The sequence below is a fragment of the Pseudomonas sp. 50_B genome (assembly GCF_017491625.1).
Classification (GTDB): domain Bacteria; phylum Pseudomonadota; class Gammaproteobacteria; order Pseudomonadales; family Pseudomonadaceae; genus Aquipseudomonas; species Aquipseudomonas danubii.
Window position 1 is genome coordinate 54,305 of sequence record NZ_JAFGYX010000022.1, and the last position, 22,023, is coordinate 76,327.

Genomic DNA, 22,023 nt, shown 5'->3' on the forward strand with positions numbered 1-22,023 from the left:
CCGACAGCCAAGCGCTCTGTTAAAATGCGCCGCCTTATCCGTCTGTAGGCTGCACTGTGCCATTTACCTGGGTTGACTGGGCGATCGTTGCAATAATCGCCATCTCCGCTTTGATCAGCTTGAGCCGCGGTTTCGTCAAAGAAGCCTTGTCGTTGCTTACCTGGATCATCGCAGGAGTCGTTGCCTGGATGTTTGGTGGCTCACTGTCCGAGTACCTCGGCGGTTATATCGAAACTCCTTCGGCTCGCGTGATCGCGGGCTGCGCAATCATGTTTGTCGCCACCTTGCTGGTGGGGGCAATGGTCAACTATCTCATCGGCGAATTGATTCGTGTCACCGGTCTCTCCGGAACCGATCGATTTCTCGGCATGGCCTTCGGCGCGGCGCGTGGCGCGTTGCTGGTGGTCGTGGCCGTCGGGCTCTTGAGCCTGGGGCCGGTTCAGCAGGATTCCTGGTGGCAACAGTCGCGACTGGTGCCACAATTTCTATTGGTTGCAGACTGGTCCAAGAACCTCATTCTGGGGTGGAGCAGTCAGTGGCTGGCCAGCGGTATCAGCGTACCCGCTGAAATACCGTTCAAGGAGCACCTCTTACCGGCCAAAACGCCTCAGTAAGATGTGTTCAGTTCAGTTTCATTAAGTAGGGGTTGCGTCGCATGTGTGGCATCGTCGGTATCGTCGGTAAGTCGAACGTCAATCAGGCGCTGTATGACGCGCTAACCGTCCTCCAGCACCGCGGCCAGGACGCTGCCGGTATCGTGACCAGCCATGATGGCCGGTTATTCCTGCGCAAGGACAATGGCCTGGTTCGTGATGTGTTCCAGCAGCGGCATATGCAGCGTCTGGTCGGTCACATGGGTATTGGCCATGTGCGTTACCCGACTGCGGGCAGTTCGACTTCGGCCGAGGCTCAGCCGTTCTACGTCAACTCGCCGTACGGCATCACCCTGGCGCACAACGGCAACCTGACCAATGTCGAGCAGTTGGCCAAAGAGATCTATGAGTCCGATCTGCGCCACGTCAACACCAACTCCGACTCCGAAGTGCTGCTCAACGTGTTCGCTCACGAGCTGGCCCAGCGCGGCAAGCTGCAGCCTACCGAGGAAGACGTGTTTGCTGCGGTGACTGACGTGCACAACCGCTGTGTCGGTGGTTACGCAGTGGTGGCCATGATCACCGGTTACGGCATCGTCGGTTTCCGTGATCCACACGGTATCCGTCCGATCGTCTTCGGCCAGCGTCATACCGACGAAGGCGTGGAGTACATGATTGCCTCGGAAAGCGTTTCCCTGGACGTGCTGGGCTTCACTCTGATTCGCGACCTGGCTCCGGGCGAGGCGGTCTACATCACTGAAGAAGGCAAACTCTACACCCGCCAGTGCGCCACCAACCCGCAGCTGACTCCGTGCATCTTCGAGCACGTTTATCTGGCTCGTCCTGACTCGATCATTGATGGTGTCTCGGTGTACAAGGCGCGTCTGCGTATGGGCGAGAAGTTGGCCGAGAAGATCCTGCGCGAGCGTCCGGAGCACGATATTGATGTGGTGATCCCGATTCCGGACACCAGTCGTACCGCGGCGTTGGAGTTGGCCAACCATCTGGGCGTCAAGTTCCGCGAAGGTTTCGTCAAGAACCGCTATATCGGTCGCACCTTTATCATGCCGGGCCAGGCGGCGCGGAAGAAATCCGTGCGTCAGAAACTCAATGCAATTGAGCTGGAATTCCGCGGCAAGAACGTGATGCTGGTGGATGACTCCATCGTCCGTGGCACCACCTGCAAGCAGATCATCCAGATGGCCCGTGAAGCCGGCGCGAAAAACGTCTACTTCTGCTCGGCGGCCCCTGCTGTACGCTATCCGAACGTGTACGGCATCGACATGCCAAGCGCCCATGAACTGATTGCCCACAATCGTTCGACCCAGGATGTGGCGGACCTGATCGGTGCCGACTGGCTGATCTATCAAGACTTGCCAGACCTGATCGAAGCGGTCGGTGGTGGCAAGATCAAGATCGAGAGCTTCGATTGCGCCGTGTTTGATGGCAAGTACGTCACTGGCGATGTGGATGAGGCCTATCTGAACAAGATCGAGGACGCTCGTAATGATGCTTCCAAGGCCAAGACTCAGGCAGTCAGCGCCATCATCGATCTGTACAACAACTGATCCAGAGCATTTAAGAAGACATTAGGAGTAGGCGGCATGAGTCAGGATTGGGATGCCGGTCGGCTGGACAGCGACCTTGAAGGCGTAGCGTTCGATACCCTGGCGGTGCGCGCCGGCCAACACCGCTCGCCGGAAGGCGAGCACGGTGATCCAATGTTCTTTACCTCCAGCTATGTGTTCCGTACAGCTGCCGATGCGGCTGCGCGGTTCGCCGGCGAGGTTCCTGGTAACGTCTATTCGCGCTACACCAATCCGACGGTGCGCTCGTTCGAAGAACGAATCGCGGCGCTGGAAGGTGCGGAGCAGGCAGTCGCCACGGCCACTGGCATGGCGGCCATTCTTTCGGTGGTGATGAGTCTTTGCAGTGCTGGGGACCACGTGCTGGTGTCGCGCAGTGTATTCGGCTCGACCATCAGCTTGTTCGAGAAGTACTTCAGGCGTTTTGGTGTTGAGGTTGATTACGTACCCCTGGCGGACCTGTCCGGCTGGGATGCGGCAATCAAGAGCAACACCAAATTGCTGTTTGTCGAGTCGCCATCCAATCCCTTGGCCGAGTTGGTGGACATCGCCGCACTGGCCGAGGTAGCTCATGCCAAGGGTGCGATGCTGGTGGTCGACAACTGTTTCTGTACCCCTGCGTTGCAGCAGCCGCTGAAGCTTGGTGCGGACGTGGTGGTGCATTCGGCGACCAAGTTCATTGACGGTCAGGGCCGTTGTATGGGCGGTGTGGTGGCCGGCCGCAGCGAACAAATGAAAGAAGTGGTGGGTTTCCTGCGTACTGCAGGGCCGACCCTGAGTCCGTTCAATGCTTGGATTTTCCTCAAGGGGCTGGAGACTCTGAGCTTGCGGATGCGTGCCCACTGCTCCAATGCCCTGGCCCTGGCGCAATGGCTGGAGCAGCAGGACGGTGTCGAGAAGGTGCACTACGCAGGTCTTGCCAGTCATCCGCAGCACGAGCTGGCCAAGCGCCAGCAGCGTGGTTTCGGTGCGGTGGTGAGCTTTGAGGTCAAGGGTGGTAAAGAGGGCGCCTGGCGCTTTATCGATGCCACTCGGCTGATTTCGATCACTGCCAACCTGGGCGACAGCAAAACCACTATTACCCATCCGAGCACCACTTCCCACGGGCGTCTGGCGCCTCAGGAGCGTGAGGCTGCGGGTATTCGTGACAGTCTGATCCGCATTGCAGTGGGGCTGGAGGATGTGGCTGACCTGCAGGCCGACCTGGCTCGCGGTCTGGCAGCCTTGTGATCGAGTTGTCCACGCCTCAGGGTGGCGTTAATGGTCGTGTTGCGCTGGTCACCGGCGCGGCGCGGGGCATTGGCCTGGGGATCGCTGCATGGCTGATCAGTGAAGGCTGGCAAGTGGTGCTGACCGATCTGGATCGGGAGCGCGGTTCCAAGGTTTCCAAGGTGCTGGGTGAGAATGCCTGGTTCATCACCATGGACGTGGCGGATGAGCAGCAGGTGGCTCAAGGGGTTGCCGAGGTGCTGGGGCAGTTCGGGCGCCTGGACGCCCTGGTCTGCAATGCTGCGGTGGCCGATCCGCACAACATCACCTTGGAAAGCCTGGACCTGGCCTACTGGAATCGGGTGCTGGCGGTGAATCTTGGCGGGCCTATGCTGCTGGCCAAGCATTGCGCGCCTTATCTGCGTGCCCATGGCGGTTCTATCGTCAACCTGGCTTCTACTCGTGCTCGGCAATCGGAGCCCGACAGTGAGGCCTATGCGGCGAGCAAGGGTGGTTTGCTGGCCTTGACTCACGCCCTGGCAATTAGTCTGGGACCGGAAATTCGGGTCAACGCCGTGAGTCCTGGCTGGATCGACGCTCGTGATCCAGCGGTGCGACGTGCCGAGCCTTTGTCTGATGCTGATCACGCCCAGCATCCAGCGGGCAGGGTGGGGGCGGTGGAGGACGTGGCAGCGATGGTGGCTTGGCTACTGTCGCGCAACTCGGGATTCGTTACTGGTCAAGAGTTCGTGGTGGACGGCGGCATGACCAAGAAAATGATTTATCAGGAATGATACGGTCTTGGCTTTTGCCTGGGCCTCGCAGTGTGTCGCTTGCAGCTGTTTCTGAAAAAAACTTCAAGCCTGCTATTGACTTAGCTTCGGTACCTGCGTAAATTTCGCGGCCTCAGCGAAGCAAAGGGTGATTAGCTCAGCCGGGAGAGCATCTGCCTTACAAGCAGAGGGTCGGCGGTTCGATCCCGTCATCACCCACCATTGCTGAGAGTCTTTCGAGAGAAAGGCGGAAGCTTCCAAGGAAGCCTCCAACCGACGCGCAGCGGTAGTTCAGTCGGTTAGAATACCGGCCTGTCACGCCGGGGGTCGCGGGTTCGAGTCCCGTCCGCTGCGCCATATTTTCCAGATCAGGTTGACCTGGTTTGAGATTGAAAAGTCCAAAAGCTTTTTAGTCAGACGATTTAAACGGTTCACATGGACGCAAGTCCAAGCGATACGCAGCGGTAGTTCAGTCGGTTAGAATACCGGCCTGTCACGCCGGGGGTCGCGGGTTCGAGTCCCGTCCGCTGCGCCATATCAGTTTCAAGGACCACTGAACGCCTTGAAGCAACGAAGAAAGCCAAAGGCTTGATTCGCATAGATAGCAAAGACCCTGGTCGAAAGACCGGGGTTTTTTGTTTTTGCAATAAGCATGGCGCAGTTGTGCAATTTGAGTGGAAATGTCCGAGCATAAAAAAACCGCCTGTTGGGCGGTTTTTTTATGGTGTCAGAAAGGCCGTTTATCAGAGGCCGAACTTGTCTCGTAAACTGTAGTACCAGGCTCCTAGTGCGGTGAATGGAGTGCGCAGCAATTGGCCTCCAGGGAAAGGGTAGTGGGGTAGATCGGCGAAGGCGTCAAAACGCTCTGCCTGGCCTCTTAGGGCTTCTGCCAGGACCTTGCCCGCCAGGTGGGTATAGGTCACGCCGTGTCCACTGCAGCCCTGGGAGTAGTAGATGTTGTCTCCCAGACGACCAACCTGTGGCAGGCGTGACAGGGTTAGCAGGAAGTTGCCGGTCCAGGCGTAGTCGATCTTCACGTTTTGCAGCTGCGGGAAGGCCTTGAGCATCTTCGGCCTGATGATCGCTTCGATATTGGCCGGGTCACGGGCGCCATACACTACTCCGCCGCCGAAGATCAGGCGCTTGTCGCCGGAGAGGCGGTAATAGTCCAGCAGGTAGTTGCAGTCCTCGACGCAGTAGTCCTGGGGCAGCAGGCTGGCTGCCAGCTCATCGGCCAAGGGTTCGGTAGTGATCACCTGGGTGCCGCACGGCATGGATTTGGCTGCCAGCTCCGGAATCAGGTTGCCCAGGTAGGCGTTGCCGGCGACGATGATGAACTTGGCGCGGACTTTACCCTGCGGGGTATGTACCACGGGGCTGGCGCCGCGCTCGATGCGTAGCGCTGGGGATTGTTCGTAAATGGTCCCGCCCAGGGATTCCACGGCAGCCGCTTCACCCAGGGCCAGGTTCAGCGGGTGGATGTGGCCGCCACTCATATCGAGCATGCCGCCCTTGTACTGGTCGCAGGCCACGACTTCACGAATCCGCCGCTCGTCCAGTAACTCCAGCTGAGTGTGGCCGTAGCGCTCCCAGAGACGCTTTTGCGACTCCAGGTGACCCATTTGCTTGTTGGTCAGTGCGGCAAACACGCCCCCGTCTTTCAGATCGCACTGGATCTGATACTTGGCGACGCGCTCGCGGATGATACGGCCGCCCTCGAATGCCATCTGACCCAGCAGTTGTGCTTGCTTGGGGCCGACAGTGCGTTCGATTACATCGATGTCGCGACTGTAGCTGTTGACGATCTGCCCGCCATTGCGCCCGGATGCACCGAAGCCGACCTTGGCGGCCTCGAGCACGGTCACCCGGAAGCCGTTTTCCAGAAGAAACAGGGCGCTGGACAGGCCCGTGTAACCTGCGCCTATCACGCAGACGTCGGTTTCAACCTCATCTTGCAACTGTGCGCGTTCCGGGGCCGCATTGGCGGAAGCAGCGTAATAAGACTGTGGGTAGGGAATGTTCGCCATCCTGCGACCTCATGTGTTTAATATATTTTACGAGTGCGTCGATGCTACCTGAGTTGAAAATCCGCTACCAGACAGGAAGAAAAACTTCTTCGTGGCCGCGAAATTAAAAAATTCGCATATTCATAGGCTTAGCTGCAAAAAAGGTGTTGACACCCCTTTGGAATTCCGTAGAATGCCGCCTCACAGCAGGCACGTAGCTCAGTTGGTTAGAGCACCACCTTGACATGGTGGGGGTCGTTGGTTCGAGTCCAATCGCGCCTACCAAACAAAATCCGCTCTGCTGGGCGGTCTAGAAGGGGTTCACCGAAAGGTGAGCCCTTTTTTGCTTTGGGCGTTTTAATTGTATTGCGAGGTGCTCTTCAGAACTTCGGTGCGATCACTGTTTTTCCGCATGGCGCTTCTTGTCCTGATGGCGGCCGGAGTGAGCGGGCCGCTTGGGGATGTCGGGTCAGGGCGCTCGAACGAACTCCTTCCAGTGCTGAAACAACGCCGCGATATTGCTACTGGTCATCAGTTGCATTACCGCTTTTAACTGGTCGTCGCTCCAGTGCCTCCACTGCATCGCCAGAAGCCTCTCGATGCTACGTTCGTCGAAGCGTTTACGGATCGTCTTGAAAGGACTGCCGCCGACGATTGCCTAAGGTTCGACATCTCGTGTCACCAGGTCGCGGGTGCCTATCACTGCACCGTCTCCGATTTTGATGCCGGGCATGACAACGGCTTCGGAACCCATCCAGACATCATTGCCGATCACCGTGTCCCCAGCGGCTTCGTAGCCGTTTTGCGCGCCTGTGAACGCAGGCTCCTCGGACATCCAATAGAAGGGGAAGGTGCTGATCCGCTCGTTCCTATGCCCTTGGTTGCCGGGCATTATGAATGCCGCCCCTGAGCCAATTGAGCAGAAGCTGCCGATAATCAGTTGGTCAGCGCCTTCATCATGAAGAAGGTAGTTTGCGCAGTCATTGAAGCTGTGATCGCGCTAGTAACCTGAGTAGTAGCTGTAGCGGCCCACCTGGATATCCGGGTGGGTTACTTGCTGATCAAGGGGATGCCTTTGAAGGGGGCTTTCAAAATAGCTGTTCATCAAGGTTTTTACTCCGTGTCTTCCATTGTCCTGGTCGTTGCCGTCCACGGTTCTTTTTGTGGGTGGCGGTCCTGTTGGCGAGTGGGTTGAGGATTTTTTACGTGCGGTTCCCTGTTTGCGCAGGCGAAGCTCGCCAACTTCTGGTGCAGGGAGCCGTCGTGATGGCCGGCTCCCGTGGCCGGGGGGCAGTCTTGGGCTATGAACGCGTTGCCGTTGAAACGGCGTACCGGGTTGCCGCGCTCCACTCGGTGATGGGCGTCGCGGCGTTGCAGACGCAGTGCTTCCTCGGATTGCTGTTGCCGATCCGCCAGGCGCTGCTGGATCAGCAGGCGAGCAACGCGCTTGTTGTCGTGCTGACTGCGTTCGGACTGCACTTTCACGCTGATTCCAGTTGCCAGGTGCGTGGCACGCACTGCGGAGTCGGTGGTGTTCACGTGTTGTCCGCCCGGACCTGATGCACGCATGGCTTCAAAGCGGATTTCGCCGTCCATGCTGTCTTGTGGAGCCTTGAACAGTTGCCCGGCGAAATACCAGTTCTTGCGTTTGTGTCCAGGGCGACACGGGCTTTTGCAGGTCCAGAGCAGGGTGCCTGTCCAGCGTTCAGCCAGTCTTGCAGCCTGTTCGCCATCAAGGCTGATCAGGACCGACTTGTGGGTGTCCCGGGTTTGGCCGGGTACCAGTTCGACCAGGCTGGTGCTTACGCCTTGTGCCTCGGCTTCGCGATACAGCAGGCGCAAGGCCTTGGTCACCGCCAGCTCGCACTCGGCAGGCCCCTGGGCAGAGGACAGCTGTAACAGCATCAGCAGCACCCCCGGCGTTTGTAAGTCAGTACCGGCTTGAGCCGGGCGATGACCTTTACCAGGCCGGCGTCCCGCAGGCTGCCCACTACGCTGTCGATGCTCTTGTAGGCTTCGGGCGCTTCCTCGTACATCAATCCGCGGTCTTCGCAGATCACTCGGCTGCCCAGTTGCGTGCGCTTGAGCTGGTCGAAGCTGAAGCGGGTCGCCAGCCGGCCCTTGCAGTCGCTGCGCAGCCATTTGCGTCCGGCGCCGTGGGCCAGGGAGAACAGGCTGACAGGCGTCGGAGTGGGCTGTACCAGGTAGCTGTAGTCACCGCGGGAGCCCGGAATGACCACTGGACCCTGGTCCGATGGTGTGGCGCCCTTGCGATGCAGCCAGCCCTCGACGCCATCGATATTCGCCGGGGACACCAGGTTGTGGTTGATGTCCAGAGTGGCGTGCCCCTTGGCTCGCAGGTTGTGCAGCAGGCGTTCGGCAATCAGTCGTCGGTTGGCTTCGGCGAAGCGCAGGGCCTCATCATGCTCTTGCAAGTACTGGACGCCAGCGGCGCTGGTCATCTCCAGGCCGTTGTGCCCGTGCTGATCCACATGGCGCCGCAGTATGGCCTCTCCCAGGCCGCGAGAGCCGCTATGCACCAGCAGCAACAAGGCTTTCGGATTCAGTTCCAGAGCCAGCAGGGCTGCGGTGTCGTACACCTGATCGAGCTGTTGCAGCTCGGCGAAGTGATTGCCGCCGCCAATGGTGCCCAGTGAGTGCTCGTGACCGGTGAGGGGCAGGCCCAGCTGGGCACGTTCTTCATCCCACTGTTCATCCAAAGGGAGATCGATATTGCCGATTTTCTTTTCCAGCTTGTCCAGATTGAGGCGGCTGCTGGAGAGGTCGGTTTGCCACAGCGCCATGCCGCAGCCGATGTCGTTGCCCACCAGTGCCGGATAGGCCACCTCAGTGGAAAAAAATGCTGCACCTACCGGGTAGCCTCGGCCTGGGTGCAGGTCAGGCATGCCTACGACCTGGCGCATGCCGGGTAGTTGGGCGGTGGTGTGCAGTTGCTGGAGCGCTTTGTCTTCGATCCAGGTGGTGTCGGAGGCGATAAGAGAGACGCCATTCGACAAATGACGGATGCAAGTGTCCATGTCCAATTCCTGATTGGAAAAAAATATTCAGGTAGTGGCAGGACGGAGCGGGGTTAAGCGAAGGCGCTAACGGGTAGCGGATACAGCGTTTAAACCAGGCACGTCCTGCAAGGGTTGATCAGCTGTTGCATGGTGGATCTCCTTGGCAAAAGTGTGGGAAGGGGCGCGAAGGTTAATCCTTTGCCTGAGGCCTTGCAATGGGGTTTGTAAACAAAAGGCAATTGGCATCGCGGCTTCTTTTTTTCTGCTCAAACGCCTTTTCTCCGCCGTGTGAGCGATACTCTCGCGTTTTATGGACGAGGTGGCAGCATGCGGGTTTTGATGGCGGTGATGGTTGCGGTGTTGTTGGCCGGCTGTGCAAGTTCCACCATGGACGATGCCCGGACAAGAACGCCCAACAAGACCCTGACCTCGGCCAAGGCCGATCAACTGGTGGCGCAATGCGTACAGTTCGCCTGGCAGGATGAGGCGGTCTTTGGTGTGGATGCGGCTGCCTACCTGCAAGCTGGCAAGGTAGGCGGATATACGGTGTATACCCGTGCAGCTGAAGTCTTCGTGGATATCAAGGCCGAGCCCTCGGGCACCGCTGTCCACTATTACGCGATCGAGGGCAGCTCTGTTTCGAAGCGTCGATTGGCCGCGTTGGCGACCTGTCTGTAAGCCCAGACAGCGCTTCAGGTGTAGGCGCTCAGCCTTTCTGTCAGCAAACCCGGCAATCGCCGGGTTTTGTTGTTTCTGGGTGCCGTGTTTTCAACGCAAGTTGTATGGCTTGATATTTTCTCTCGGCAGAAAGTATGAGTTTTAGTGTAGAAAAGCGTGTAATACATTGACTCTTTAAAGTGTCAGTTCAAACAAAGAAGTCTAGTGTTTAATAGGGCTGGCGCTGAATTGTGTAAATTGTTCTGGATGGTTAGTTTGTGATGTGGTGAAGAAAATCGAGAAAAGTGCGCTAAGTTAAAGGTGCTCAACAAGGAGCAAGACTTACTTAATCAATGGAGTGAAAGATATGAACAAGCCACAAGCTCAAGTTAAACATGGTCGCGTTGTTTCGCCTTCCAGTCGTGGTGCGGTTGCTGTAGAGCTGGGATTGCTGGGAACCTGGCAGGTGAATGAAATGGAAGGCGGGAAAAACTTTCCGGCTCTGACCGCCGGGCCTTTCCCGAAACCTTACGACAGCGATGTCGGGAGCGCGGTACCTCCCGCAGATGGCCACATTCTCAGTGGTGGCAAGGTGGATGAGCGCGACTGCATCAACTTCACCAACGAGGAAATGTCGAAGAAAATCAATCGTGCCTTCAGCTGGCCGCTGCTCAATGTGGACCCCGGTCAGGTGTTCCGGGTGCAATGGGAGTACACCGCGCCCCACGTCACTCGTGGCTACAGCTGGTTCATCACTAAAGATGGTTGGGACCCGAAGCAACGCATCAGCCGCGCACAACTGGAACCTCAGGCTTTTTATCAGGATTTTTATACCGAAGTTCCATTCGACAAGTTTGGCTCGGTATTGAAGGCTAAGACTAATCATGAAGTTGTGCTGCCAAAAAACAAGAAAGGCCACCATGTTGTGGTGCTGGTGTGGGTTGTCGCCAATACCGGAAACGGGTTTTATCAGGCCTTCGATCTGGACTTCAAGTAAGTCTCGGTCGTGCAGCCCCCTTTAACAGTTCTGAAGGATTAGAGCGTGAATAAAATCGATTTTGCATTAAACAAGAGTCAAGCTGCCGATGCGGCCGCCATGATGCCGAGCATTGCCGGCAAGAAGATCCTCATGGGCTTCTGGCATAACTGGGCCGCCGGTTCTGCCGACGGTTATCAGCAGGGGCAATTTGCCAATCTGAGCCTGCTGGATGTCCCCAAGGAGTACAACGTGGTGGCGGTGGCCTTCATGAAGGGCAACGGCATTCCCACCTTCAAGCCCTACAACCTCTCGGACGCCGAGTTCCGGCGTCAGGTCGGTGTGCTCAACAGCCAGGGGCGCGTCGTGCTGATTTCCCTGGGTGGTGCCGATGCGCATATCGAGTTGCGCAAGGGCGACGAGCAGCCTTTGGCCAACGAAATCATCCGTCTGGTGGAGACTTACGGCTTCGATGGCCTGGATATCGATCTGGAGCAGAGTGCAATCGACTATGCCGACAACAAGAGTGTGTTGCCGGCAGCCTTGAAGCTGGTGAAGGATCACTATGCCGGTCAGGGCAAGCATTTCATCATCAGCATGGCGCCGGAGTTTCCGTACCTGACCAGCAATGGCAAGTACGTGGCTTACCTGCAAGCCCTGGAGGGCTACTACGACTTTGTCGCGCCGCAATACTACAACCAGGGTGGCGATGGACTCTGGGTGCCGGAGGCCAATGGCGGGCAGGGCGCTTGGATTGCCCAGAACAATGATCAGATGAAGGAGGACTTCCTGTTCTACCTGACCGACAGCCTGGCTTCGGGCTCTCGCGGTTACACCCGGATTGCGGCGGACAAGCTGGCAATCGGCTTGCCCAGCAACGTCGATGCCGCGGCCACGGGCTATGTCATCGATCCCGCGGCTGTGAGCAATGCGTTCAAGCGGCTGCAGGATGCTGGTCATGCCATCAAGGGCTTGATGACCTGGTCGGTGAACTGGGATGCCGGAGTCAGTCGGCAAGGCGTGCCGTACAACTGGGAGTTCCGCAACCGTTATGCGCCGTTGATCCATGGCGATGGCGCAGAGCCCGAGCGTCCCGGGGCACCTGGAAACCTGCAGGTGCTGGGAGCCACTCGTAGCAGTGTCACCTTGAGCTGGGGCGCCTCCAGTGGTGTGCGCCCGGTGGAGTTCTACACCCTGTATCGCGATGGCAATGCGGTGGGCCAGGCGACTTCCCTGGGCTTCGAAGACAAGGGGCTGAGTGCCGATACCCAGTACAGTTACTTCGTCACGGCCACTGATACTCAGGGTCGTGAATCGTTGCCCAGTCGCAGCCTGAGTGTCAGGACCGCGGGTGGCGCCGTCGATCCGAGCTTTCCTGAGTGGAGTAGCAGTCAACGCTATCTCCGGGATGACGGAGTGAGCTACGAGGGCAATCACTATCTCTGCCTTCAAGAGCACACTTCAAACCCGGCATGGACGCCCTCCGTGGCCTTCACCCTGTGGAGCAAGGTGTTGCTGGAGCGTCATGGCTGAACAGTGACGTCGTTGTTTTTCTCAACGGCAAGGCGGCCCGCACGGATGTTGTCGATCCGAATGCGGGTCGCCTTTTCTTTCTGAAGGCTGTCCATGGATGATCGGCGGCAGGTGGATGGGCGTGGCGCCTGGTGTGGCATTGGCTCAGTTGTAATCATTGGTAAGCGGGGCTGCACTTGGGATCGGCTTGGGCGTAGTCTCGCGGCTCGATCAATGAGCAATGGACTTTTGCCATGTTTCAAATGAATAACCTGGTTCCGGAAATGCTGGTCACGGACCTGGAGCGCAGTCTGATTTTTTATCGCGATACCCTCGGTTTCAAGGTGGAGTATCAGCGTCCGGAACACTTCTTTGCCTTTCTTTCCTTCAACGGCGCTCAGTTGATGCTGGAGCAGGATGATCAGGAGGAATCAGAGTGGCGCGTCGGCCCCTTGCAGGCGCCTTTTGGCCGAGGCATGAACTTGTCTATCGAGTGCCCGGACATTCGCCAGATGGCTGCCGCTCTGGCGCATGCCGGTATCGTCCTGCGCAGGGAAATCCAGGAGTGCTGGTACCGGCATGATGAGTTACTGCATGGTGAGTTGAACCTGCTGGTGCTTGATCCGGACGGCTACCTGCTGCGGTTCACTGAGGATCTGGGGTTCAAGCCAGCGGTCAGCGCCTGACCGCCGAGCCCGGGTGCGACGCCTGTATTGCTGAGGCGCCGCGTACCGGGAGGCTGCGGTTGGTACTTGCCAGAAAAGGGCGATAGTCAGTGCTTGATGACAATCCAGTGGGCGGGAATCTGTTATAGCCGCAATCCGGTCAGGGCATGCAGGTGTTCTGTAGGAGAGGTTCAAGACAAATAGGGCACGCGCCGCGCCAGCTGTTGGGCACAGGCAGGGAGCGGGTGCTCATTGGATTCATGGGGTTTCGCGTTTGTCCGGGGCGGTCAGTCCGGCTTGAATGCGTTGATAGATTTCCTCGCGGTGTACCGCGACGTCTTTTGGCGCGTTGATACCGATGCGGACCTGTTGGCCGCTGACGCCGAGAATGGTGATCGTAATGTCGTCACCGATGTTTATGCTTTCACCGACTTTGCGGGTGAGTATCAGCATGATCTTCTCCTTGATGGCTTTGTAGAGCACCAGATTCAAACAGTGCAGAGGTCGGTCTTAGGTATAGATTAGTGCGAAGTTCCACTGAGTGGGTGCCTCTTTCTGACGCGCAGACGATCTATTAATTCCCAAGGCGCAACTATACAGAGGCAATAAATATCATTCTTCCTGTTTCGGCCTGTTTTTGTGACGAGGTCTCTTTTGTCTTGAGTGCTAAAATCGCCGCCTCAGACTTTCTAGGGGTAGGTTGTGCGCACAGTAGCGATGATGATGGCGGTGTTGGCGTTGGCCGGTTGCGGTGAAGGCAAGCCAGTCGAGGCGAACAAGAGCGCTTTGGCGACGACGCAGGTTCAGCCGGTTCAGGCTTCTACCGCGCCGCAGTGGGATGTGTGGGTGGGCAGCGAACTGCCCCTGGCGGTCAGTGATCTCACAGGTTGGCTGATCGAGCACGGGATCATGTCCAATGTGGTGACCGTGGAAGGCAAGAAACGGGTGCTGCTCGGGCCTTTTGCGTCCCAGGCCGAGGCCGAGGCAAAAAAGACCGAAGTGGTCGAGAAACTCATCAAGGCCAAGAAGCGTGACATCGATGTCACGGTTATCGAGCACCAGGCTGCACAGTAAGCCTGCCCCCGCCATATCGAGAGGCGCCCACATCAAGGGGCGCCTCTGGGTCAGCCGCAGGCCTTGAGGTTGACGGTTCCGACAAACTCGTTCCCACGCCCCATCACGCAGGCCACGCTCTGATTGCGTTGGCGCTCCCAATCCTGCACCGGATAGGTTTTGTTCCAGGCTTCGAAGAGCTGTCGATCCTGTTTCGACAGGCGCAGACCGTATTGCTTGCTCATGTAGAAGTAGGTGCGGGCGATCATGCCGCGAATCGAGGGGCGGGGCATGACTTTCTTGGCCTTGAAATCCACCTGGGTCAGGCATGAGCCATATTGCCCGGATTGCTCCGGCAGCCAACCGAAACTGAAGTTGCTGCGGTCGCCATTCACTTCGCCAATGCTTGGTACCAGGTTATGCAAGTCCGCTTCGGCCCGCTGATAGACCGGGTCGGTACGGGTGCAATTCTTGCGCCCGCCTTGCTGCCAGCATTGGCGCTGATGACCGATCTGCCAGGCCGGCACTATGTGTTCCCATTCGATGCGCTCCGCACGCTTGGCGTTCTTGCGCGGTATATAGCCGCAAGCGGCGAGGTTTATCCGGTTGCCGTTGTACTTGCAGCCGCAGTAGAACTCGGTTGATTGGGGGGCATAGAGTTTCCAGGCGACTTTCTTGGCTTCGCTGAAGGTGCGTGGGGCATCGGCTTGGGCGGTGAAGGTGACGAAAAACAGCAGTACGGCAAAACAACGGACACTCATCAACTCAGTCTTCCTTCGGTACGACCCAGAAAATTTGCACGCCACCATCGTCGCGATAGGCGAGGGTGACGTTGTCGTTCTCGGCGATTTCCTCCAGCAGGCGTTCCCACTCGTCCTGGGGCTCATCGGCGAGGCGGAAGATCAGGGCTGCCTTGGCTTTCTGTGCGGTAGGGGAGTTGATGATTTTCTGGATGCGTACACCCAGGCGTTCGTAGGAGCTGAGGGGCGTTTGGGTCGTGGCCACGGAACAATCCTTAATAAGCTGTACGTGTATACAGTATTTAACTGTAGGACATTTCGCAACTGCTTAAGATTCAAGAAGTTCCTCTGACCATGCTTTACGCATTTGTCTCACGGATGAGGGAGATTTTTTACGGGGGAGGGCGCGACGAGGCTGTTAGGCGGGGGGCGGAACCACTCGCCTGGATCGGCGAGTGGTTGAAGCCTGCTCGACCGGAGTCGGTCGAGCGGAGGGCTGTCAGTATTCCCAGAACATGCGTTGCAGTTCTTTGCTGTCCTGAGTCTTGGTCAGAGCGACCATGGCCAGGATGCGGGCTTTTTGCGGGTTCAGGTCGTGAGCCACGACCCAGTCGTTCTTGTCGTCAGGTTGTTCAGCGTTGCGCAGTACGAAGCCGCCAGCATTGACGTGGGAAGAACGAATGATCTGCACGCCGTTCTTGCGCAGCTCTTGCAAGGCTGGCACTACGCGGGAGGACACGGAGCCGTTGCCGGTACCGGCATGGATGATGGCTTTTGCACCACCTTGTGCCAGGGCCTTGTAAGCGGTGTCGCTGACGTTGCCGTAGCCGTAGGCGATTTCTACGTCAGGCAGGCTCTTGATGTTCTTGATGTCGAATTCCGAATCCATGGTGTGACGCTTGGCAGGCAGGCGGAACCAGTAGGATTTGCCTTCCACTACCATGCCCAGTGGGCCCCATGGGCTCTTGAAGGCTTCGGTCTTGATGTTGATCATCTTGCTGACATCGCGACCGGACTGGATTTCATCGTTCATGGTGACCAGCACGCCTTTACCGCGGGCGTTCTTGCTGCCGGCTACGGCTACTGCGTTGTACAGGTTGAGCATGCCGTCGGCCGACATGGCGGTGCCTGGGCGCATGGAGCCGACGACCACGATCGGCTTGTCGGTCTTTTCCACCAGGTTGAGGAAGTAGGCGGTTTCTTCCAGGGTGTCGGTGCCGTGGGTGATGACGATGCCATCGACGTCTTTGCTGTCGGCCAGTTCGGCAACGCGGCGACCCAGTTGCAGCAGGTTTTCGTTGGTGATGCTTTCCGAAGCGATCTGCATGACTTGCTCGCCACGCACATTGGCCAGTTGGCTCAGCTCGGGGATGCCGGCGATCAGTTGTTCGATGCCGACTTTGGCTGCTTGGTAGGTGGCGCTGTTCGCGGCACTGGCGCCGGCGCCGGCGATGGTGCCACCGGTAGCAAGGACCACAACGTTGGCGAGTTTCTGTTGGGTTTCAGCTTCTTTGGCCTGCACAGCTGCGGGCAGAAGCAGGAGGAGGGCCAAAGCGCCCGGAGCGAAGGTTTTGAAGGCAGATTTCATTATTTTCTCTCTAGTAGTGAGACGGTGCTGATGCAGGTTCATCTAGAAACACCCCGATCGCAGATCTGTATGCGGTGAGGCGGTGAGGGTTGAGCAGGATCTGTACCAGCGCTACCTTGGTCCGATAAGTATTTTAAGTTACTGATTTATATCAACTTTATTCATTTTTCTGACGGCGATGGAGTGGTGTGCGTCCGGGTTTCCGAACGTTTGCGCGGGTAGGCGTTCGGCAATCCGAAAATGCCCGTCAGCGGTTTGGTGAAAAGGGGCAGGGGCGGTCATTAAAGAATGTCGCGAGACGGTCGATGACCCGACAGGATCTTTTTTTCAGGAGTTCATATGTCTCTGTCAGTCGGATTTCCTGGCGCAGGAGCGATTTTGATCAATGGCAAGTCACCGGCGACCATTGATGCGTTGAGTAACGCCACTGCCGAGGAGGCGTCCACGGCGCTGGGCACCGATGAGTCGGACACCCTCCGGGTGGGTTCCGGCAAGCAGGCGGAAAAGTCCGAAGCCGCAGACTCGGGTGGAGATAATCAGAGCATCGTCGTCAAGATGCTGCTCAAGCGTATGCAAGAGTTGCAGGAGCAGCTCAAGCAGCAGCAACAGCAACTGGCTGCCGCCCAGGCCGCCGACTATCCGACCCCTGAAGCCAAGCAGACCGTGGTGATGGGCCTTCAAGGGCAGATCGCCCAGACCAACGGGGCCCTGGCCGAGGTATCGGGCAATCTGGTCCGTGAGCTGGCCAAGGACTCCTCCTCGGGCGGCCTGGTAAACACCACCGCATGACCCTCTGAGCCTGTTCGACGCTACGGTGCGGACAGGTTTCTCCTCTCCAGCAGTGGGGTTTTGCCCCCTGTCTGTCTGCTTTTTCCAGACACTGATCGGCGTTGACAAACTCTGGCTAGGTTCGCATAGTTCGTTTTACGCAAACGTTTGCGCGGCCTTTGGACAACGACAATCGTCTATCTTTCCAAAGTGCGGCACCGGCCTCCCATCCCTGCTGATGACGGCCTGCTCACCCTGCCGTGCGGACGCTGCTCACAATAATCATAAGATCGGAGTGAATTCATGAAGCTGCCCTTCGCTGGACGTCTACTCGCTGTTGCTGTTCTGGCTGCTGCATCCGCTGCCCTCCCTCTCTCTTCGGCCCATGCCGACACCGCGCAGAAACCCAAGGTCGCCCTGGTCATGAAGTCCCTGGCCAACGAGTTCTTCCTGACCATGGAAGACGGCGCCAAGGCTTATCAGAAAGAGCATTCCGCCGATTTCGAGCTGGTGTCCAACGGCATCAAGGACGAAACCGATACCGCCAACCAGATCCGCATCGTCGAGCAGATGATCGTCTCCAAGGTCAATGCCCTGGTGATTGCACCCGCCGACTCCAAGGCCATGGTGCCAGTGATCAAGAAGGCGGTGGATGCCGGGATCACCGTGATCAATATCGACAACCAACTCGATCCCGGTGTGCTGAAAAGCAAGAACATCAGCGTACCTTTCGTGGGGCCGGACAACCGCAAGGGGGCTCGCCTGGTGGGTGAGTACCTGGCCAAGCAACTGAAGGCCGGCGACGAAGTGGGGATCATCGAAGGGGTCTCCACCACCACTAACGCACAGCAGCGCACCGCTGGCTTCAAGGACGCGATGGACGCCGCGCAGATCAAGGTGGTCTCGCTGCAATCCGGCGACTGGGAAATCAACGCAGGCAACCGTGTGGCCTCGGCGATGCTCAGCGAGTACCCGAACCTCAAGGCATTGCTGGCCGGTAACGACAGCATGGCAGTGGGGGCGGTTTCCGCCGTGCGGGCCGCCGGTAAGGCAGGCAAGGTCCAGGTAGTGGGCTACGACAATATCAACGCCATCAAACCCATGCTCAAGGATGGCCGGGTCCTGGCCACTGCCGACCAGTTCGCTGCCAAGCAGGCGGTGTTCGGCATCGAGACCGCGCTGAAGATCCTCAAGGGCGAGAAAGTCGACAGCGGTGCCAACGGCGTGATCGAAACTCCAGTTGAGCTGGTCACCAAGTAGTCCTTCCGGCGGCACAACGGCGCTCGCCCGTTCGGGCGAGCGCATGGAGAGTTTCTTATGTCAGTTTCCGCTGCGAACGCTGTCCTCTCGGTCAGCGGTATCGGCAAGACCTATGCACAACCGGTATTGACCGGCATCGATCTGACGCTGATGCGCGGGGAGGTGCTGGCCCTGACCGGTGAGAACGGCGCCGGCAAGAGCACCTTGTCGAAGATCATCGGTGGTCTGGTCAGCCCCACCACCGGCCACATGCAGTTCAATGGCCAGGACTATCGTCCCGGTAGCCGGACCCAGGCGGAAGAGGCGGGGGTTCGCATGGTCATGCAGGAGCTCAACCTGCTGCCGACCCTGTCGGTGGCCGAGAACCTGTTTCTCGACAACCTGCCCAGCAGTGGTGGCTGGATCAGCCGCAAGCAATTGCGCAAGGCGGCGATCGAGGCCATGGCCCAGGTCGGCCTGGACGCTATCGATCCCGACACGCTGGTGGGTGAATTGGGCATCGGTCACCAGCAGATGGTGGAGATCGCCCGCAACCTGATCGGCGACTGTCATGTGCTGATTCTGGATGAGCCGACGGCCATGCTCACTTCCCGCGAGGTGGAGATGCTCTTCGAGCAGATCTCCCGCCTGCAGGCCCGTGGTGTGTCCATCATCTATATCTCTCATCGCCTGGAAGAGTTGGCACGGGTGGCTCAGCGCATTGCTGTGTTGCGTGACGGTTGCCTGGTGTGTGTCGAGCCCATGGCCAACTACAACAGCGAACAGTTGGTGAACCTGATGGTGGGGCGCGAGCTGGGCGAACACATTGATCTGGGCGAGCGCAAGATCGGTGCGCCGGCGCTGACGGTCAGCAACCTCAGTCGCTCGGACAAGGTTTGTGATGTGTCCTTCGAGGTGCGCAGTGGCGAGATCTTCGGCATCTCCGGCCTGATCGGGGCAGGGCGTACCGAGTTGCTGCGGCTGATCTTTGGTGCCGACGTCGCCGACAGCGGCAGCATTGCCCTGGGCACGCCGGCCCGTCCGGTGACCATTCGCTCCCCGGTGGATGCGGTGGCCAACGGCATTGCGTTGATCACTGAGGATCGCAAGGGCGAAGGGTTGCTGCTGACCCAGTCCATCAGCGCCAATATCGCCCTGGGCAACATGCCGGCTATTTCCAGTGGCGGCCTGGTCAATGGCCAGGACGAAGAGCAACTGGCCCGGCGGCAGATCGATGCCATGCGCATTCGCAGTTCCAGTCCGGCGCAATTGGTGTCCGAATTGTCCGGCGGCAACCAGCAGAAAGTGGTGATCGGTCGTTGGCTGGAGCGCGACTGCTCGGTGTTGCTGTTCGACGAGCCCACTCGCGGTATCGATGTCGGCGCCAAGTTCGATATCTATGGCTTGCTGGGAGAGTTGACCCGCCAGGGCAAGGCCCTGGTGGTGGTGTCCAGCGACCTGCGCGAGTTGATGTTGATCTGTGATCGCATCGGCGTGCTCTCCGCCGGGCGTCTGATCGACACCTTCGAGCGTGACAGCTGGACCCAGGACGAATTGCTTGCCGCCGCCTTTGCCGGCTATCAAAAACGAGATGCGTTGCTCAGCGAAGCGACGCCTAGGAATGCATCATGAAAACTGCACCTGCAAGCGGCAAGCGAGGCGGCCATTACTACGGCCTCGGCACCTACCTGGGTCTGGCGGGGGCGTTGTTGGGGATGATCGTCCTGTTCTCCCTGCTCAGCAGCCACTTCCTTTCCTATGACACCTTCAGCACCCTGGCCAACCAGATTCCCGACCTGATGGTGCTGGCGGTGGGTATGACCTTCGTCCTGATCATCGGTGGCATCGATCTGTCCGTGGGGTCGGTGCTGGCCCTGGCGGCCTCGACAGTCAGCGTGGCGATTCTCGGCTGGGGCTGGAGCGTGGTACCTGCGGCATTGCTGGGCATGGCCTGTGCAGCGCTGGCGGGAACCATCACCGGCTCGATCACTGTGGCCTGGCGTATCCCGTCGTTCATTGTGTCCCTGGGGGTGCTGGAAATGGCCCGGGGCGTTGCCTATCAGATGACCGGCTCGCGCACGGCCTATATCGGTGATGCCTTCGCCTGGTTGTCGAATCCGATTGCCTTTGGCATTTCGCCGTCGTTTATCATTGCCCTGCTGATTATCTTCCTGGCCCAGGCGGTGCTGACGCGCACCGTGTTCGGTCGCTACCTGATCGGCATCGGTACCAATGAAGAGGCGGTGCGTCTGGCGGGGATCAATCCCAAACCCTACAAGATCCTGGTGTTCAGCCTGATGGGGTTGTTGGCGGGCATTGCAGCGCTGTTTCAAATTTCTCGCCTGGAAGCGGCAGACCCGAATGCGGGCTCCGGTCTGGAGTTGCAGGTCATCGCTGCGGTGGTGATTGGCGGCACCAGCCTGATGGGCGGACGCGGTTCGGTGATCAGTACCTTCTTCGGCGTCTTGATTATTTCCGTGCTGGCTGCAGGCCTGGCGCAAATCGGCGCATCAGAACCGACCAAGCGCATCATCACCGGCGCGGTCATTGTGATTGCCGTGGTGCTGGACACCTATCGCAGCCAGCGCGCCAATCGGCGGGTTTGATTCATGGCAACAATCAAGGATGTGGCAGCGCTGGCGGGGATTTCCTACACCACGGTGTCCCATGTACTGAACAAGACGCGGCCGGTCAGTGAAGAGGTGCGGGTCAAGGTCGAGGCGGCGATCAAGCGCCTCGACTATGTACCCAGTGCGGTGGCTCGTTCACTCAAGGCTAAGACCACCGCGACCATCGGCCTGCTGGTGCCCAACAGTCTCAACCCCTACTTCGCCGAACTGGCACGAGGGATTGAGGACTACTGCGAACGCAACGGTTACTGCGTGATCCTCTGCAACTCCGACGATAACCCGGACAAGCAGCGCAACTATCTGCGTGTGCTTCTGGAAAAGCGCATCGACGGGCTGATTGTGACATCCGCTGGTGGCGACAGTGGTCTGGCCCAGGGCCTGGCCGGGGTGCGCACGCCGATGGTGATTGTCGACCGTGGGCTGGAAGGGGTGGACGCCGATCTGGTGCGTATCGACCACCATTACGGTGCCTACCTGGCGACCCGGCACCTTCTGGAGCTGGGGCACCGGGACATCGCCTGTATCGGCGGGCCGGCGAACACTAGCGTGGCGCAGATGCGTCTGGCGGGGTTTCGCCAGGCGTTGCAGGAAGCCGGTGTCGAGGTGCCAGCAGGGCGCATCCTGGAAAGTGACTTCAGCAGCACTGGTGGTTATCGGGCTGCGGCGCAGTTGCTTGAGAGGCGCCCGCCAAGCGCCATTTTCGCCGCTAACGACATGATGGGCATCGGTGTGTTGCGGGCCGCGGCGGAGCGCAATATCCGTGTACCCAGTGAGCTCTCGGTGATCGGCTTCGACGACATTCTCATGAGCCGTTATGTCTACCCGGCGCTGACCACGGTGGGTCAGTCGATCCTGCAACTGGGGGAGACCGCGGCAGAGTTGCTGCTGCGCCGGATCGCTGCGCGGGAGTTGCCGGTCGACCAGCGCATCGTTACGCCGAATATTGTCTTGCGGGAATCGACAGCGCCGCTCAGTAGCGCATTTGCCGAGTACCGCTGAATCCAATTG

General features: G+C 58.6%; 21 protein-coding genes, 4 tRNA genes and 1 pseudogene. 18 read left to right on the forward strand and 8 right to left on the reverse strand.

The genetic code is table 11. The annotated features are described in order from the left end of the window. The first annotated feature begins 56 nt into the window (after positions 1–56). From J5M73_RS24995 to J5M73_RS25025, 7 genes are all read left to right on the forward strand, one after another. Positions 57–614, forward strand: coding sequence for a CvpA family protein (locus J5M73_RS24995; RefSeq protein ID WP_016968003.1), 558 nt, complete (start codon positions 57–59; stop codon positions 612–614). A 41-nt stretch (positions 615–655) separates the two neighbouring features. Beyond that, the gene (purF, locus tag J5M73_RS25000) at positions 656–2,161 is read left to right on the forward strand and encodes an amidophosphoribosyltransferase (RefSeq protein WP_102863649.1); all 1,506 of its coding nucleotides are present in this window, start codon (positions 656–658) and stop codon (positions 2,159–2,161) included. A 36-nt stretch (positions 2,162–2,197) separates the two neighbouring features. Further along, complete coding sequence (locus J5M73_RS25005) at positions 2,198–3,409, forward strand: O-succinylhomoserine sulfhydrylase (protein WP_102863647.1); 1,212 nt, start codon at positions 2,198–2,200, stop codon at positions 3,407–3,409. Further along, positions 3,406–4,182 (forward strand): SDR family oxidoreductase, encoded by a 777-nt coding sequence (locus J5M73_RS25010; RefSeq protein ID WP_102863645.1) that lies wholly within the window; start codon positions 3,406–3,408, stop codon positions 4,180–4,182. The genes J5M73_RS25005 and J5M73_RS25010 overlap by 4 nt, the downstream gene beginning before the upstream one ends. Before the next feature lie 125 nt (positions 4,183–4,307). Then, positions 4,308–4,383: transfer RNA gene (locus J5M73_RS25015), tRNA-Val, on the forward strand. Positions 4,384–4,441: 58 nt separating this feature from the next. Further along, positions 4,442–4,518, forward strand: a tRNA-Asp gene (locus tag J5M73_RS25020). A 101-nt stretch (positions 4,519–4,619) separates the two neighbouring features. Continuing rightward, positions 4,620–4,696 (forward strand) — tRNA-Asp (locus J5M73_RS25025). A 208-nt stretch (positions 4,697–4,904) separates the two neighbouring features. On the opposite strand, the gene J5M73_RS25030 is transcribed toward J5M73_RS25025, so the two are convergent. After that, the gene (locus J5M73_RS25030) at positions 4,905–6,188 is read right to left on the reverse strand and encodes an FAD-binding oxidoreductase (protein WP_102863644.1); all 1,284 of its coding nucleotides are present in this window, start codon (positions 6,186–6,188) and stop codon (positions 4,905–4,907) included. Between the two features lie 187 nt (positions 6,189–6,375). Here J5M73_RS25030 and J5M73_RS25035 point away from each other — a divergent pair. Then, positions 6,376–6,452, forward strand: a tRNA-Val gene (locus J5M73_RS25035). Between the two features lie 184 nt (positions 6,453–6,636). Here J5M73_RS25035 and J5M73_RS25040 read toward each other — a convergent pair. From J5M73_RS25040 to J5M73_RS25050, 3 genes and pseudogenes are all read right to left on the reverse strand, one after another. Beyond that, a pseudogene (locus tag J5M73_RS25040) lies at positions 6,637–7,272 on the reverse strand (CatB-related O-acetyltransferase). A gap of 8 nt (positions 7,273–7,280) precedes the next feature. Beyond that, complete coding sequence (gene prfH, locus J5M73_RS25045) at positions 7,281–8,072, reverse strand: peptide chain release factor H (RefSeq protein ID WP_102864092.1); 792 nt, start codon at positions 8,070–8,072, stop codon at positions 7,281–7,283. After that, a complete protein-coding gene (locus J5M73_RS25050; protein ID WP_102863642.1) occupies positions 8,072–9,205 on the reverse strand; it encodes an RNA ligase RtcB family protein in 1,134 nt (377 codons plus the stop codon). The genes prfH and J5M73_RS25050 overlap by 1 nt, the downstream gene beginning before the upstream one ends. 309 nt (positions 9,206–9,514) lie before the next feature. On the opposite strand from J5M73_RS25050, the gene J5M73_RS25055 reads away from it, so the two are divergent. The 4 genes from J5M73_RS25055 to J5M73_RS25070 all read left to right on the forward strand — a co-directional run bounded on the left by J5M73_RS25055 (position 9,515) and on the right by J5M73_RS25070 (position 13,018). Further along, on the forward strand, positions 9,515–9,865 hold the full coding sequence (locus tag J5M73_RS25055) for a hypothetical protein (RefSeq protein WP_102863641.1): 351 nt from the start codon (positions 9,515–9,517) through the stop codon (positions 9,863–9,865). Positions 9,866–10,211: 346 nt separating this feature from the next. Beyond that, positions 10,212–10,841 carry a lytic polysaccharide monooxygenase auxiliary activity family 9 protein gene (locus J5M73_RS25060; RefSeq protein ID WP_102863640.1) on the forward strand — a complete coding sequence of 210 codons (630 nt, stop codon included), beginning with the start codon at positions 10,212–10,214 and terminating at the stop codon, positions 10,839–10,841. 99 nt (positions 10,842–10,940) lie between these two features. Further along, a complete protein-coding gene (locus tag J5M73_RS25065) occupies positions 10,941–12,353 on the forward strand; it encodes a glycosyl hydrolase family 18 protein (protein WP_102864091.1) in 1,413 nt (470 codons plus the stop codon). Between the two features lie 233 nt (positions 12,354–12,586). After that, on the forward strand, positions 12,587–13,018 hold the full coding sequence (locus J5M73_RS25070; RefSeq protein ID WP_102863638.1) for a VOC family protein: 432 nt from the start codon (positions 12,587–12,589) through the stop codon (positions 13,016–13,018). Positions 13,019–13,255: 237 nt separating this feature from the next. Here the strand turns inward: J5M73_RS25070 and csrA are convergent, their stop codons facing one another. After that, positions 13,256–13,450: a carbon storage regulator CsrA gene (gene csrA, locus J5M73_RS25075; protein WP_007920550.1), complete on the reverse strand. Its 195-nt coding sequence runs from the start codon at positions 13,448–13,450 to the stop codon at positions 13,256–13,258. A gap of 264 nt (positions 13,451–13,714) precedes the next feature. On the opposite strand from csrA, the gene J5M73_RS25080 reads away from it, so the two are divergent. Further along, on the forward strand, positions 13,715–14,071 hold the full coding sequence (locus J5M73_RS25080) for a penicillin-binding protein activator LpoB (protein ID WP_102863637.1): 357 nt from the start codon (positions 13,715–13,717) through the stop codon (positions 14,069–14,071). Positions 14,072–14,121: 50 nt separating this feature from the next. Here the strand turns inward: J5M73_RS25080 and J5M73_RS25085 are convergent, their stop codons facing one another. The 3 genes from J5M73_RS25085 to J5M73_RS25095 all read right to left on the reverse strand — a co-directional run bounded on the left by J5M73_RS25085 (position 14,122) and on the right by J5M73_RS25095 (position 16,378). Continuing rightward, complete coding sequence (locus tag J5M73_RS25085; protein ID WP_102864090.1) at positions 14,122–14,811, reverse strand: endonuclease I family protein; 690 nt, start codon at positions 14,809–14,811, stop codon at positions 14,122–14,124. A gap of 4 nt (positions 14,812–14,815) precedes the next feature. Then, a complete protein-coding gene (locus J5M73_RS25090; protein ID WP_102863635.1) occupies positions 14,816–15,085 on the reverse strand; it encodes a DUF1654 domain-containing protein in 270 nt (89 codons plus the stop codon). Between the two features lie 204 nt (positions 15,086–15,289). Continuing rightward, positions 15,290–16,378 (reverse strand): asparaginase, encoded by a 1,089-nt coding sequence (locus tag J5M73_RS25095; protein WP_102863633.1) that lies wholly within the window; start codon positions 16,376–16,378, stop codon positions 15,290–15,292. Between the two features lie 339 nt (positions 16,379–16,717). Here J5M73_RS25095 and J5M73_RS25100 point away from each other — a divergent pair, with 339 nt between their 5' ends. The 5 genes from J5M73_RS25100 to J5M73_RS25120 all read left to right on the forward strand — a co-directional run bounded on the left by J5M73_RS25100 (position 16,718) and on the right by J5M73_RS25120 (position 22,014). Then, on the forward strand, positions 16,718–17,167 hold the full coding sequence (locus tag J5M73_RS25100; protein ID WP_102863631.1) for a hypothetical protein: 450 nt from the start codon (positions 16,718–16,720) through the stop codon (positions 17,165–17,167). A 282-nt stretch (positions 17,168–17,449) separates the two neighbouring features. Continuing rightward, positions 17,450–18,406 carry a sugar ABC transporter substrate-binding protein gene (locus J5M73_RS25105; protein WP_102863630.1) on the forward strand — a complete coding sequence of 319 codons (957 nt, stop codon included), beginning with the start codon at positions 17,450–17,452 and terminating at the stop codon, positions 18,404–18,406. A gap of 57 nt (positions 18,407–18,463) precedes the next feature. After that, positions 18,464–20,017: a sugar ABC transporter ATP-binding protein gene (locus tag J5M73_RS25110; RefSeq protein WP_102863628.1), complete on the forward strand. Its 1,554-nt coding sequence runs from the start codon at positions 18,464–18,466 to the stop codon at positions 20,015–20,017. Next, positions 20,014–20,991 (forward strand): ABC transporter permease, encoded by a 978-nt coding sequence (locus tag J5M73_RS25115; RefSeq protein ID WP_102863626.1) that lies wholly within the window; start codon positions 20,014–20,016, stop codon positions 20,989–20,991. The genes J5M73_RS25110 and J5M73_RS25115 overlap by 4 nt, the downstream gene beginning before the upstream one ends. A gap of 3 nt (positions 20,992–20,994) precedes the next feature. Then, positions 20,995–22,014: a LacI family DNA-binding transcriptional regulator gene (locus J5M73_RS25120; RefSeq protein WP_102863624.1), complete on the forward strand. Its 1,020-nt coding sequence runs from the start codon at positions 20,995–20,997 to the stop codon at positions 22,012–22,014. The last annotated feature ends 9 nt before the right edge of the window (positions 22,015–22,023 follow it).